A 14,436-nucleotide genomic window follows, 5' to 3' on the forward strand; every position below is an offset into this window, starting at 1 on the left:
TTAAAATCTAACAAATGTCAAATAAAAATAAATCAAGTAGATTTAATAAAATAACCATCGGTTTAGCTTCACCTGAGTCAATTTTACAAGACTCAAGAGGAGAAGTTCTTAAGCCGGAAACTATTAACTACAGAACGCACAAGCCGGAAAGAGACGGTTTGTTCTGTGAAAAAATATTCGGTCCTATCAAAGATTACGAATGTGCTTGTGGTAAATACAAGAGAATTCGTTACAAGGGGATCGTTTGTGACCGTTGTGGTGTAGAGGTTACGGAGAAGAAAGTGCGTAGAGAAAGAATCGGACACATCGGTTTAGTTGTTCCTATCGCGCACATTTGGTATTTCCGTTCTTTACCAAACAAAATCGGTTATCTTTTAGGTATTCCTTCTAAGAAATTAGATATGATCATCTATTACGAGAGATATGTTGTTATTCAGCAGGGTATCGCTAAAAAAGCAGATGGTTCTGATTTCGATGATAAAGAATTCCTTACAGAAGAAGAGTATCTGGATGTTTTGGAAACTCTTCCTAATGACAATCAATATCTTGATGATGCAGATCCAAACAAGTTCATCGCCAAAATGGGTGCTGAAGCAGTTGAAGAATTGCTGAAAAGAATTGATCTTGATGCATTGTCTTTTGATTTGAGACACAAAGCTCACAACGAAGGTTCTAAGCAAAGAAGAACTGAAGCTCTGAAAAGATTAAACGTAGTAGAAGCATTGAGAGGTGCCAATACAAGAATGATCAACAGACCAGAGTGGATGATTATGCGTGTGCTTCCTGTTATACCACCAGAATTAAGACCATTGGTTCCATTGGATGGAGGACGTTTCGCAACTTCTGACTTAAATGACCTTTACAGAAGAGTAATTATCAGAAATAACCGTTTGAAGAGATTATTGGAGATCAAAGCTCCTGAAGTAATTTTGAGAAACGAGAAGCGTATGCTTCAGGAATCTGTAGATTCATTATTTGATAATACAAGAAAATCTTCTGCAGTAAAATCTGAATCAAACAGACCATTGAAATCACTTTCAGACTCATTGAAAGGTAAGCAAGGTCGTTTCCGTCAGAACTTACTAGGGAAAAGGGTAGATTACTCTGCGCGTTCGGTAATTGTTGTAGGTCCAAACTTACAGCTTCACGAATGTGGTATTCCTAAAGATATGGCAGCTGAACTTTACAAACCGTTTATCATCAGAAAACTGATCGAAAGAGGGATTGTAAAAACAGTAAAATCTGCAAAGAGAATTATTGACAGAAAAGAACCTGTAGTATATGATATTTTAGAAGGGGTAATGAAAGGTCACCCTGTTTTACTAAACAGAGCACCTACTTTGCACAGACTGGGTATTCAGGCTTTCCAACCTAAGATGATCGAAGGTAAGGCAATCCAATTACACCCGTTAGTAACAACAGCATTCAACGCCGATTTTGATGGTGACCAGATGGCGGTACACTTACCGTTGGGTCCGGAAGCAATTTTGGAAGCTCAGTTATTAATGTTAGGTTCTCAGAATATTTTGAACCCGGCAAACGGTTCTCCAATTACGGTACCATCTCAGGACATGGTTCTTGGTCTTTATTTCATGACCAAAGAATTAAGCTCTACAGATGATATGAAAGTTTTGGGCGAAGGTTTGGCATTTTATTCTCCGGAAGAAGCGGAAATCGCTTATGCTGAAGGACGAGTTTCATTAAATGCTAAAGTAAGATGTAGACTGCCGGTAAAAGAAGAAGGAGTAATCACTACAAAATTGATTGAAACTTCGGTTGGTAGAATCTTATTCAACCAGATCGTTCCTAAACAGTCAGGATATATTAATGAACTTTTGACGAAGAAATCATTAAGAAATGTTATTGGTAAAGTACTTGCCGATACAGATTTCCCTACTACTGTGAAGTTCTTGGATGCGATGAAAGACTTAGGTTACTCAAATGCATTCAAAGGAGGTCTTTCGTTCTCATTAGGTGACATCGTAGTTCCTGTTGAGAAAAAGAAAATGATCGCAACATCTATTGAAACGGTAGACGAAATTAGAGCCAACTATAACATGGGTCTAATCACAGATACAGAAAGATATAACCAGGTAATCGACGTTTGGACAAACACCAACGCCGGATTAACTGAAATGATCATGAGCAGAATGAAAGTTGACCAAGGTGGATTCAATTCTGTATACATGATGCTTGATTCTGGTGCGAGGGGTTCTAAAGAACAGATCCGTCAGTTATCAGGAATGAGAGGTTTGATGGCAAAACCGCAGAAAGCTGGTTCTACCGGTGCGGAAATTATCGAAAACCCGATTCTTGCAAACTTTAAGGAAGGTCTTTCGATCTTAGAATACTTTATCTCTACTCACGGTGCTCGTAAGGGTCTTGCGGATACCGCTCTTAAGACTGCCGATGCAGGTTACCTGACGAGAAGATTGGTAGACGTTGCACAGGATGTGATCATTACTGAAGCAGATTGTGGAACTCTTAGAGGAACTGAAGTTACTGCACTGAAGAAAAATGACGAAATTGTTGAAAGAATTTCTGAAAGAATCTTAGGTAGAGTATCTCTTCACAATATTTACGATCCTGAAACCGACGAATTGGTAGCAAATGCTGATCAGATTATTGATGAGGCTCTAGCCAAAAGAGTCGAGGAAATGGGTCTTGAAGCTTTAGAAGTACGTTCTCCATTGACTTGTGAAACCAAAAAAGGAATCTGTGCCAAATGTTATGGTAGAAACCTTGCAACAGGTAAGAAAATCCATATGGGTGAAGCGGTAGGTGTAATTGCTGCACAATCTATTGGTGAACCGGGAACTCAGTTAACATTGAGAACTTTCCACCAGGGTGGGGTATCTACAAACGTATCAGAAAATCCTTCAATTTCTGCAAGAAGAGATGGTATCGTTGAATTGGATGAGGTAAGAACAATTACTTCTGAAGACGAAAGCGGAAACACTGCGGAAGTAGTGGTATCACGTACTACAGAATTCAGATTAGTTGCTGACAACGAATCTAGAACTCCGTTAATGATTGCTAACGTACCTTACGGTTCTCAATTGCTGGTTAAATCTGGTGATAAGGTGAAAAAAGGAGATATTATTGCAAAATGGGATCCGTATAATGCGGTAATCATTGCAGAAAACGCTGGTAAGGTAGAATACGAGGATATTATCCAAGGTATTTCATTCCAACTGGAGATTGATGAGCAAACAGGATTTGAAGAGAAAGTAATCTCTGAATCTAGAAATAAGAAAGCCGTACCTACATTGAAGGTGGTAGATTCTAAAGGAGTTGAGCAAAAAGGTTACAACTTACCGGTAGGAGCCCACTTAATGGTAAATGATGGTGAAAAAATTAAGGCTGGTAAAGTCTTAATCAAGATCCCAAGAAAATCTGCTAAGTCAGGGGATATCACCGGAGGTCTTCCGAGAGTTACAGAATTATTTGAAGCAAGAAACCCTTCAAACCCGGCGGTTGTTACAGAAATCGATGGGGTAGTTTCTTACGGAAAAATCAAGAGAGGTAACCGAGAATTGATCGTTGAAGCTAAAACTGGTGAGAGAAAAATTTATTTAGTTAAATTATCAAACCAGATCTTGGTACAGGAGAATGACTTCGTGAGAGCTGGTTCGCCACTTTCTGACGGTTCAGTGACTCCAGACGACATCTTGAAGATCAAAGGACCAACTGCGGTTCAGGAATATTTAGTAAATGAAATTCAGGAAGTTTACCGTCTGCAAGGGGTAAAAATTGACGATAAGCACTTTGAAATCATCGTAAGACAGATGATGACAAAAGTATCGATCGTTGACGGAGGTGATACTCAGTTCCTTGAAGCTGCTTTAGAGCACAAATATGATTTCTTAGTAGAAAACAACAGAGTATTTGGTCTTAAAGTAGTGACAGATGCTGGTGATTCTAAAGAATTCAAGCCGGGACAAATGATTACTGCTAGAGAGCTGAGAGACGAAAACTCTAAGCTGAAGCGTGAAGATCAGAAATTAGTTGAAGTAAGAGAGGCACTTCCTGCAACCGCTACACCGGTATTGCAAGGAATTACAAGAGCGGCTCTACAAACTAAATCATTCATGTCTGCAGCATCATTCCAGGAAACAACTAAAGTTCTGAACGAAGCAGCAGTAGCTGGTAAAGTAGATACACTGAACGGTCTTAAAGAAAATGTAATTGTAGGACATAGAATTCCTGCAGGTACAGGTCTTAAAGAGTATCAGAATGTGATTGTAGGTTCTAAAAAAGAATTCGAAGATCTGAATTAATTTAAAATTTAATGTTCAGGGTTCAAAGATTTAATTTATTTTTGAGCCTTGAATTTTTTAAACATAAAACTTAAACAAAAATAATGGACAACCAAAATCAAAACAACGATCCCAACAACATCAACATCCAACTGAACGAGATGGTAGCTTCAGGTGTATATTGTAACCTGGCTTTAGTAAATCATTCTCCATCAGAGTTTGTAGTAGATTTCATCCAGCTTATGCCGGGTGTACAGCAGGCGAATGTGCGTTCAAGAGTAATTCTTGCTCCACTTCACGCTAAGAGAGTTCTTACAGCTCTTCAGCAAAACATCACCAACTACGAGCAGCAGTTCGGAGAAATCAAAGAAGTTGAGCCTTTCGTATTAGGTGGAAACAACGTACAAGCGTAAGATTTTCTCAAAATATATAAGAATGCCCCGGCGAGAGTTGGGGCATTTTTTTTTACTTTTTTTAAATTTATTTGGGCGCCTTTTCCGTCCTCCACTCCCGCTTTTTTGCCTCCGCTTCGCTTCGGCAAAAAGAGCTCCGTTCAGGCCGGGGCGCAACTTTCTCCATTTTTCATTTTCAGTCGAGTATTAAAATGATATTATTTGATGAAAAATAATTTCACGAAACAATATTTCATTGTATATCTTTGTTTTTTACATTTTTAGTTAAGTATATGTTAGATCATCAGTTTATTGTTAATAAATTCGGATTTTTAGGCGCTGATTTCTTAAAAGATCTCAGCAAACATGCGATCATCAATAATGTAAAAGCTAAAACTGAAATAACCAGAGAAGGGCAGAAAAATAAATTTGTTCCATTCCTGATCAAAGGTTCAGTGCGTGTTTTTACCTTGAATGACGGCCGTGAATTGATTTACTATTATGTGAGAGAAAATGACAGTTGCATGATGACATTTTCATCTATTTTTTCAGATTATATAAGCCGTATATACGCTGTTGCAGAAGAAGATTCAGAGGTTTTGCTTATTCCCGTTTCGGTGATGCATGAATGGTTGATCCGGTTTCCTGCAATCAATAAATTATTTTATCATGAGTATGACAAACGGTTTTCAGAAGTCATGAATATGGTGAATGAAGCTGTTTTTCACAGGCTGGATAAAAGAATTCTGAGCTACATAAAACACCAGATCCACTTGACAGGAAACAATCCTATAAGACTTACCCACAGAGAAATTGCAGTCAATCTCGGCACATCGAGGGAAGTGGTAAGCAGAGTTTTAAAGAAAATGGAGAACGAAGGAGAACTCTCCCAAAACAAAGAAGGAATAAGAATCCCATTGAGTGATAATGTTAGGCAACTGTAGGAAGTTGTAATTAGATTAAATTATTGTCTAATGAGCAAAAAAAATTCACTGTGTGACTTTTGTCACACACTTTTGTAAGCATATCTCTATAAGTTTGTTGTATCAATTTTAATTAGAAATATATGACAAAAACTCTCCTCTTTTTGTCAATGTTTTCATCAATTTTTGCCTTTTCTCAGGAAGATTTGCTGAAGGATATTGACACCATTCAAACAAATACCAGCAACACCTCACCACCGGCTTTTAAAGCGCTACAAATCGTAACAGGTCAATCAACGAAACTTACCGCAAAGAACGAATGGTATATTGTCGTTGCACACCGTTTCGGGGATATAAGCACAGGTTTTAAAAATTTTTTCGGTCTCGATGATGCTTCTACAAAACTAGGTGTGATTTATGGTGTAACAGACGGTCTGTCATTAAGTTTATCGCGGGAAACCAATATGAAAACCTTTGAATTCGGAGCAAAGTACAAGTTTCTGAAGCAAAATGAAAATTTCCCTGTTGATCTGGTGGGCTATAATGTAATGGCAATCAATACAGATTTAGATAAAGATACTTATCCGCATCTTCAGTTTGGTGACAGGCTTTCATATCTTACACAGGCGCTGATTTCCAGAAGGTTTAATGAAAACTTTTCTTTGCAGCTGAGCCCGTCTTACGTTCATAAAAATCTTTATGAGCCCAATGTTGAAGACAATAATCAATTCTTAGCAGGATTGGGAGGCCGGTATAAAATTTCTAAAAGAATATCGATCAATGCAGAATACTTTGTGAATTTCGACAGTCACAGTTTCTATAAAAATCCTCTGTCTTTAGGGATGGATATTGAAACCGGAGGCCACGTTTTTCAGCTCTTGTTCAGTAATTCGCAACTCAATTCTGACATTGGCTATCTGACCAATGCTACAGGAAAATGGGAGAAAGGGCAGATTTTCTTTGGGTTTAATCTTTACAGAGTTTTTTAAAATGAAAAAGATAATTTACATACTCACTCCGGTTCTATTTCTTGCTTCATGCGAGAGCAGAACGTACGAAGAGATTTCAGATAAAACTCAGTCCCCGGAAGTTGTGAAATTTGCAGCAGACATAAAACCTATTGTTGATGCCAATTGTATCATCTGCCATTCTCCGGGCGGGTCAGCGTCTTTTCAGCCTCTTAATAATTATAATCAGGTAAAAACCAATATTGATAATATTTTAGACAGGATACAAAGACCCAACGGAGATCCTCAGAAAATGCCTCAAGGAGGATCGTTATCGGCTAGCCAGATCAATCTTTTCATTAAATGGAAAGCAGACGGATTGATTGAAAACTAAACAATATAAGCTATGAAAAAAATATTATTAATTTCAGTATCGCTTTTGGTTTGCAGCCTCAGCTTTGCGCAAAAGTACAGCTCTAAAACAGGAAAAGTGACCTTCGAAGCATCCGTCCCTTTGTTCGAAGATGTATATGCCCAGGATGACAACAACGTAGTCGTTTTGAATGCGGATACCGGCGAGATGGCTTCTGTATCTATGGTGAAGAATTTTCATTTTAAAGTAAAGCTCATGGAAGAGCATTTTAATGAAAGCTATGCCGAAACTGCAAAATATCCGAAGACAACATTTAAAGGTAAAATTTTAAATTTTGATAAATCAAAACTCACTGCAAATGCACAAAAATATACTGTTCAGGGTACTTTGAATTTCCACGGTGTAGACAGAACGGTTTCGTCTCCCGCAACAGTATATACAAAAGATGGAAAGATTTATATGAAGGGAAATTTTGTAGCAAAATCAGCAGATTTTAAAGTAACCATTCCGAAGATGGTCATGAAAAAAGTCGCTGAAAACGTAAATGTTGAATACAATTATACACTTGTAAAGCAATGAAAAATATACTATTGATTTTAAGCTTCTTAAGCTTCTCTTTTTTTCACGCTCAGGAACAGGTGAAATCTGTTTTTGATGTAGCGAGAAGCGGTACTGTTGCGGAACTTAAAGTTTTAATGAAAAACAATCCGGATATTATCAACCAGACCAATGAGCAAAAATATTCTCCGCTTATTTTGGCTTGTTATCGTGGAAATATGGAAGTTGCTGATTTTCTTATTGATCATGTAAAAGACATTAATTATAATTCTCCAATGGGTACTGTGCTTATGGCAGTAATATTCAAAGGAGATTTGAAATTAGCTCAAAAATTATTAGATAACAAATCTGATGTAAACAAGGCAGATTCACAAGGAACAACGCCTCTTATTTTTGCTGTAAAATTGGGAAATATTGAGATGGTACAACTTCTTCTCAAATACAAAGCAAATAAAAATTTAAAAGATAACGAAGGAAAAACGGCGTTTGATTATGCTGTATTTTCAAAAAATAATGAACTTATCAATCAATTAAAAAATTAAATATGAAACACATTGTACTCTTTTCTTGCTTATTAATAAGTAGTTTTGGCATTTCGCAGCAAAAAACTACAGGTGATGTCCCTTTATCTCCCAATAATGGAATAACTGCAAATTTTACTTTAGATAATGCAACCTCTAAGGTCACTTTGGTTTTAAAAGGTCCTTCTGACAGATGGTTTGGATTGGGAATTGGTGTAAATGCGGGATTTAGCATGTCTTCAGGAGATGCGGTAGTTTATTCTGATGTTACTACTCCAAAATTAACAGATAGAAATTTTATAGGCACAACGCAACCGCCATTAGATAGTTCACAAGACTGGACGATCGTAAGTGATGTCGTTTCAGGAACTGTAAGAACGTTAACTTTAACAAGAAATTTAACAAATTCTGATCCTAATGATTATCAAATGCCATATGCTACCACAAATTCTATAAGTTTTGCGGGACCAAGACCTGCTACAGCTACTACGACCGTAGCACCACATGGAGGTACAGCCAATGTAGGATATGCTACTGCTTCTTTTACAACAGTATTGGGTGTAGATGAATTGAATGCTTTAGAAAAAAATAAGGTAACAGTCTACCCAAACCCTGTAAAAGAAACGGTAAACTTCAAAAATGCAGAGAAAATAAAATCGATCGACATTTATGAATCTACCGGAAGAAAAGTAAAATCTGTAAAATTAGACAGTGAAAACATCAGTGTTTCTGATCTGAAATCCGGAAGCTATTATCTGGAAATTACTTTGAAAGACGGAAGCCTTTCTTATGAGAAATTAATTAAAGAATAATTGAAAGCCACTGAAAAGTGGCTTTTTTATTTTTTTAATTGAGCATTTTTTGGAATTAAAATGATCGATAAAATGCTTGCTAACAAAAAAAATAAAAACTTTTTTAACAAAAAATGGCTGCGCTATAAATGAAAAACCCATCGCTAATTGCGATGGGTTCTTTATTATGGCTTACGGATTACAAATCCGCTAGATCGGGTTTTTTTTTAGTTGGAAATTTAAGACAAAAAAACTCGCTTTGCGAGGGGTTTTTTATTATCTGCCACACGATAAAATCGTGCGGGAGCGAGGATATAAAATCTCGCTCCATAATCACACATGCCGGTCTTCTGCAACTCCTTTCCATTGAACTTGTTAATATGCATTCCAAGTATGGCCGTATAATTATGCCACACCATTAACATAAAAATCAAAAATTTCATCTACTCTAAGATTTATTTTGACCTGCCAAAAGTAACTACATCCATCTATATTAATAATAATTTCTTTTTTCCAATTTTCTGGACATTCTTTCCGCCAAATAAAATTTATCCATATAATTCTTTCACCATTAGAATTGATGTAACCAATATATTGACGGTTATATTTTTTTAAGTTTTTAGCAATTTTCGGGCAATTAACTTGTTTGAAAATTGCAAGTTTATTTTCAGGTATACGTTCAAAAATAATTTTTTCAGTACGTTCAATTTCCTTCTGTGTTGGAACAAATCTTTTTTCTGTTCCATTTAAAAATTGGACTTTTGTATTTGTATCAAATACATATCCTTGATAGCATTTAAAATCAATTTCATATCCGTTATCGTGATTTTTATTAAAGGTTGTTAAAAAGAACAATAAAGTTAATAAGTGTTTCATAAGAATTATGGATTAAAAACTTGTGGGGTTATATTTGGAATTACAATTGGGATTGCAAGCGAAGTGGATGGGTTAACAACAGGGGCAGTTGTTCCACCATAGAAATAATTAGGAAAATATTTGCTTTCTCTATGTTTACCATAATTATTTAACAGTGATCCTGTCCACGTTCCTGAAGCATCTTGACCATAATAACTTCTTAAAGGAATTCCATTTTCAGATCTTACATTATTATCATAAGACGCTTGGATTTTGATAGTAATAATTAGCCTCAATTATTATGGTTTTATTTTTATGATCTATCTCTACCATCGTAATCAACAAACATTGCAGGATTGTTTCCTACATAAGTATAAAGAGACATTCTTGTATATTTCTCCGCCAGCGGATCCACCACACCCCATCTTCCAATATCGGGCATATAAAATCTTGCGCCATAATCATACATTCCCGTCTCTTGTAACTCCTTTCCGTTGTACTTATAATTGTATGAAGGATTTCCTGCTAAAGCATTATACCCTTCATGCTTCAACCCAAACGGATAATAGTTGTTTTCTTCAAGAACTTCTGCCTCCATTATTTTGGTAGCTTAATCTCACATTTCCTAAATGATCGCTTTAATTGTAAATATACTTATTATTTTCAAAATTGAAATATCCTTCAGAAGTAGCTAGACTCATTCAGCAACTTGACGAAGAAGACAAAAGCACCGTCTTTAAAATCATCGATAAAATGCTTACCACCAAAAAATTCAAAGACTTCTTTAATAAAAATGTAGCTGCACTATAAAACAAAAAACCTCGCATTTTGCGAGGTTTTTATTATCTGCCACACGATACAATCGTGCGGTAGCGGGGGGGATGTAAAATAAACAAAGCCAACTTCATTGAGTTGGCTTTGTTATTATAAAATTTCTATAATTTCTATTTCTCCTAAAGGTACTTTAGATTCAGAAAATAAGATTTTCTCTTTTACTTTAAGTTTTTTTCCAAAATAACCCTTAGATATAAAGTCTATCTCAACTTTTATCTCTTCTCCTGGATAAACTAATTTTTTTTCTAACGGAAGTGTAATTCTTCCTGAAACTAAACTAGTCGAACCAAAATCAAAAAGTGGTCTATAACCACTCTCAAATGGTTTATTTCTTCCTTCTTTATATAAAAATAATTTTGCTCTAATTTTCATAATATCAATCATTTAGCAACAGGGCTATATTTTAAAGCTTCTATACTTTTTATGGCTCTAAGTTGATTTGCTGGAATGGAAGTTGCTGGTAATCCATCTGCTGTAAAGTTGGTCGCAGATTTCATAACGGAATTTGGCACTTGCACCCTTATAATTGTCATAGGCGTTTGGTCCCAATTGTACAACCATTTCCCAAATTGAGAAGCATTTGACGCACTATTTGTAAAGAGCTTACCCGTTTCGTATCCCGCACTTGAGACTCTTAATCCACCACTTGCAGATATATCTCCCAACTCTGCTGGTGACACTGCTCTAAAAAGTGTTGTACTGGTAATTCTTCCATATCCACCTGCTGCAAATCCACTTGAAACATCCCTCATTTGTTCTATATGACTACTATTCATCAATCTAAAAATCCTATCCATTTTAGATTCTCCAGAATTATAATTAGGATTATCTCTATGAGACCTATATTGCTCTAAAGGATTCTGACTTGAACTTCCTGCAAATAGGGAATGCGTTCCTTCTGAAAACATACTATTTGTAGAACCCATAATGGTAGTACCGCCAGCTGTGGTTACATCTGAACCAGTAGCTAAAGTATTTCCTGAAGAATCAGAAACAGTCCCATTATCGTGGAAAGTATACTGGGAAGATACTTCTCCTCCTACGCTAGTCGTAAGAGTACTACCTTCTCCAAGATGTTGAGCATTTGCACCATAAGTTCCAACTGCATCTGCTTGAGATTTTACTGATGCATCAAAGAAAACTTGACTTCCTCTTTTTACCCAATCTGTCCCTGACATTCCTGTAGGGTCTATAATATTTATTGGATTATTATAAGCATAACCATAAGGGTCTAAGGTTGTAGAGCTTAAAGGGTCGTGTACTCCCCATCGTCCAATATCCGGCATATAAAATCTTGCTCCATAATCATACATGCCGGTCTCTTGTAACTCCTTACCGTTGTACTTGTAATTCTTGTAACTTCCGGTTCCAAAGTAAGCTTCTGCTTCGGGGTTTCTTATGAAATTCATTCCAAATGGATAATAATCATTACTGTCTGTGACTGTAAGTTTGTTATCTATTCCATTTTTATAACTTACCCTCACATTTCCCAAATGATCTTTGTATTGATAAATATACTCATTATTTTCAAAATCATAAAACCCTTCTGAGGTGGGTAAAAATTTTAAAACACTATTATAAGATGAACCATGAATCATATTGATAAAAGCTTCCGGTTCATATGCTTCACCTGTTTCTTTATACCAAGCCCACCACAGTTCGTCTCCTGTAGAAGAGGCATAATGAAACCCATCCAGATATTCGGTAGATGACGAATACATTGCACCATTACTATTTGATGTTATAAAGCTTTTTTTCAGTTTTGTACCGTCTGCTCTGTATAAATAACTTAAACTTTTATTGTAATTATCTATTTTAAGCTGATAAGGAAGATTGAGATAGTTATAACGAATATCATCAATCTTTTTATCCGGCATACTGGTCAGATTCCCGTTTGCGTCATATCCGTTAGTATTATTACCTCCTTCGTAACCGGTAGGGTTTCCAGTACCATCATTAATACGGGTAAGCATATTTCCTTCGTAATAATAATCCAGATTATCGACCAGCTCTGCCGAATTGCCGTAAAATGAGGGTGCTGTTCTCCATAAATGAGTAAGATTTCCATTCAAATCATACTGTACTTGTTCATTGAAAAAACCATTGGTAGGTACCGCAGAGTCGGGTGTAGAGAATGAGGCCTCTGTAAGGCGGTTTAGAGGATCATAATTATATTCATATCTTCTTAAGGTACTTTCTTCTCCCGGTGTTATGCTTTTCTTCCAGTCTACTGATGTAATGTTGCCATTATATCTTCCCCCAGTAGATGCAGGATTGACATATTTCATTTCATACCCGAAGAGTTTATCGTTTAAATTCGCAGGATCATTAATTTTGGTCATCCATCCGCGGATGTTGTACGCATAATCAACACTTTGAAGTCCGCTTCCCAGACTCGTTCCGCCGACCTTCTTGTTTTTCAGCTGCGAAAGCTCGTTGTATTCATTTTGAGTAAGGTATTCTACCGGATTGTTGTCTACCTGATGCTTGTGAGTGAGTAATCTGTTCTGATGATCGTAGGTGAAATTTTCAGTAATTACTTTTTCTGCATCACTGTCCAATCTTTTATGTCTGGTGATTGCCTGCTGCGGTACCCCTGCAAAATCCAGCTCAGATTCCGTTTTGGTATAGCCTCCTAAATGATTGATAGAATGGCTTCCGATCACCCTTCCTTTGGTGTCGTACCAGGTGTAGTTTTTGGTCCATTTATCGTCTTCGATGTTTTTGACATAAGATGCTGTAGGTAAGCTTTTGGTACTGATATTTGAGTTTTGGGCATCCTGAGAAAGTACGTTCTGGCCTAAAACCTGAGTTGGCATTGCAGGGCTTCCTGTGGGATAGGTGTCGTAGTAGTTGACAGATAATACGGTTTCTATATCAAGAAAGTAACTATTCGTGTAATAAATCTGCATTCCATTCTTAGTAAAACCTGTGGGATGTTTTGATTCGGTAATCACCAATCCTCCTGCCTGGCTCTGCATGCCTGCTCTGCTTCCGCCTGCAATAATGCCTGTGTAAATTACCCTGCCAAACTGGTCATATTTCGTGATGAGCCATTTGCTATTTTGCTGCATATTAGCATCCTGGGTCATGATCAAACGGTCTGCTTTATCATACACCATATATTCCCAGCCTTTTCCGGGAAGCTTTTTTTCGGCAAGCCTGCTGTTTCCGTCATACCGGTACTGGTAGCAGAGATTATCTAATGTTGTTGCATCAACAGCGTTTGCTGCAACCGCCAAAGGCGGCATTACATAAGCTAACTGATTGTATTCATTATAAACATAATAGGTGTCGGTATTTTCTGTGGCAGAAAGAACTTTTCTTACCAAAATGGTTTGTCCCTGTCCATTTTTGAACTCAACTGTTTTGTTGCCGTCTTCATCGGTAACGGTATTTTTATAAAGTTGGGAAGTACCATACGTTCCACTTTGAGTAAGAACCGATTTGGTAGTTCCGTTTTCCCACGTTGTAGAGGTGGTATATTTTATGACTTCCCCGGTAATATTTGCATCATAATCAAATTTCACGGGTTTGGTATTCCAGTCATTTCCCACCTGCTTCTGCTCAAAAACCCGGTCTAATGGTGAGTTTTCCAAAAGCTTTTCTGCATAGATCTTTTCCGTTCCGTATGGTGTATTTGGGGCATTTGCCAAAGGGTTTGAATAAATTCCACCGTTTTGTGTTCCGGTCTGCGGAACAGGAAGGTAATCTTTTACCTGTCTTCCGAAACCATCATATTCGATATGCGAAATGACATCTTTTTCTAGTGGTGATGCTTTGACATTTACCACCTGCTTGGGTCTGCCGAGACCGTCAAGATACTGAACGGTCTGAATCTGTTTGGCAGTGGAACTTGATGTGGTGACAGGCTCAAGATAAACTCTTGTCTGCACGTAGTTTTCAGTATTGGTTGTCTGTGCATAGGATAGACCGGCTACAAATAGCATACTGATGGGGATTAATATTTTTTTCATGTTGTG

13 protein-coding genes and 1 pseudogene are annotated in these 14,436 nt (G+C 37.0%); 9 read left to right on the forward strand and 5 right to left on the reverse strand.

The features are described from left to right. Window positions 1-14: 14 nt before the first annotated feature. The 8 genes from rpoC to K0U91_RS09005 all read left to right on the forward strand — a co-directional run bounded on the left by rpoC (window position 15) and on the right by K0U91_RS09005 (window position 8,785). Window positions 15-4,280, forward strand: a complete 4,266-nt coding sequence (rpoC, locus tag K0U91_RS08970; RefSeq protein WP_219970381.1) for a DNA-directed RNA polymerase subunit beta' — start codon at window positions 15-17, stop codon at window positions 4,278-4,280. An 83-nt stretch (window positions 4,281-4,363) separates the two neighbouring features. Beyond that, window positions 4,364-4,672: a DUF3467 domain-containing protein gene (locus K0U91_RS08975; protein ID WP_047444864.1), complete on the forward strand. Its 309-nt coding sequence runs from the start codon at window positions 4,364-4,366 to the stop codon at window positions 4,670-4,672. A 272-nt stretch (window positions 4,673-4,944) separates the two neighbouring features. Next, entirely contained in the window at window positions 4,945-5,595 is a 651-nt protein-coding gene (locus tag K0U91_RS08980; protein ID WP_220180774.1) for a Crp/Fnr family transcriptional regulator, read from the forward strand. A gap of 122 nt (window positions 5,596-5,717) precedes the next feature. Continuing rightward, window positions 5,718-6,563: a DUF5777 family beta-barrel protein gene (locus K0U91_RS08985; RefSeq protein ID WP_220180773.1), complete on the forward strand. Its 846-nt coding sequence runs from the start codon at window positions 5,718-5,720 to the stop codon at window positions 6,561-6,563. 1 nt (window position 6,564) lies between these two features. Next, a complete protein-coding gene (locus tag K0U91_RS08990) occupies window positions 6,565-6,915 on the forward strand; it encodes a c-type cytochrome (protein WP_258561933.1) in 351 nt (116 codons plus the stop codon). 12 nt (window positions 6,916-6,927) lie between these two features. Beyond that, complete coding sequence (locus K0U91_RS08995) at window positions 6,928-7,473, forward strand: YceI family protein (RefSeq protein ID WP_219970385.1); 546 nt, start codon at window positions 6,928-6,930, stop codon at window positions 7,471-7,473. After that, complete coding sequence (locus K0U91_RS09000) at window positions 7,470-7,994, forward strand: ankyrin repeat domain-containing protein (protein WP_220180771.1); 525 nt, start codon at window positions 7,470-7,472, stop codon at window positions 7,992-7,994. Before K0U91_RS08995 ends, K0U91_RS09000 begins: the two co-directional genes overlap by 4 nt. 2 nt (window positions 7,995-7,996) lie before the next feature. Continuing rightward, on the forward strand, window positions 7,997-8,785 hold the full coding sequence (locus K0U91_RS09005; protein WP_220180770.1) for a T9SS type A sorting domain-containing protein: 789 nt from the start codon (window positions 7,997-7,999) through the stop codon (window positions 8,783-8,785). Between the two features lie 384 nt (window positions 8,786-9,169). Here the strand turns inward: K0U91_RS09005 and K0U91_RS09010 are convergent, their stop codons facing one another. From K0U91_RS09010 to K0U91_RS09020, 3 genes and pseudogenes are all read right to left on the reverse strand, one after another. Then, complete coding sequence (locus K0U91_RS09010) at window positions 9,170-9,640, reverse strand: hypothetical protein (protein ID WP_219971528.1); 471 nt, start codon at window positions 9,638-9,640, stop codon at window positions 9,170-9,172. A gap of 5 nt (window positions 9,641-9,645) precedes the next feature. Then, complete coding sequence (locus K0U91_RS09015) at window positions 9,646-9,915, reverse strand: hypothetical protein (protein ID WP_220180769.1); 270 nt, start codon at window positions 9,913-9,915, stop codon at window positions 9,646-9,648. A gap of 32 nt (window positions 9,916-9,947) precedes the next feature. Beyond that, a pseudogene (locus tag K0U91_RS09020) lies at window positions 9,948-10,308 on the reverse strand (RHS repeat-associated core domain-containing protein); the annotation flags it as partial. Here K0U91_RS09020 and K0U91_RS09025 point away from each other — a divergent pair. After that, complete coding sequence (locus K0U91_RS09025; protein ID WP_220180768.1) at window positions 10,289-10,429, forward strand: hypothetical protein; 141 nt, start codon at window positions 10,289-10,291, stop codon at window positions 10,427-10,429. The pseudogene K0U91_RS09020 and the gene K0U91_RS09025 sit on opposite strands and share 20 nt — an antisense overlap. Window positions 10,430-10,543: 114 nt before the next feature. On the opposite strand, the gene K0U91_RS09030 is transcribed toward K0U91_RS09025, so the two are convergent. Both K0U91_RS09030 and K0U91_RS09035 read right to left on the reverse strand, forming a co-directional pair. Next, window positions 10,544-10,825, reverse strand: coding sequence for a hypothetical protein (locus K0U91_RS09030; protein WP_220180767.1), 282 nt, complete (start codon window positions 10,823-10,825; stop codon window positions 10,544-10,546). Window positions 10,826-10,833: 8 nt separating this feature from the next. Next, window positions 10,834-14,430 carry a DUF6443 domain-containing protein gene (locus K0U91_RS09035; protein WP_220571802.1) on the reverse strand — a complete coding sequence of 1,199 codons (3,597 nt, stop codon included), beginning with the start codon at window positions 14,428-14,430 and terminating at the stop codon, window positions 10,834-10,836. Window positions 14,431-14,436: the final 6 nt, after the last annotated feature.

Origin of the sequence: Chryseobacterium sp. LJ668 (genome assembly GCF_019613955.1) — a bacterium.
In the GTDB taxonomy this organism is placed as follows: Bacteria; Bacteroidota; Bacteroidia; order Flavobacteriales; family Weeksellaceae; genus Chryseobacterium.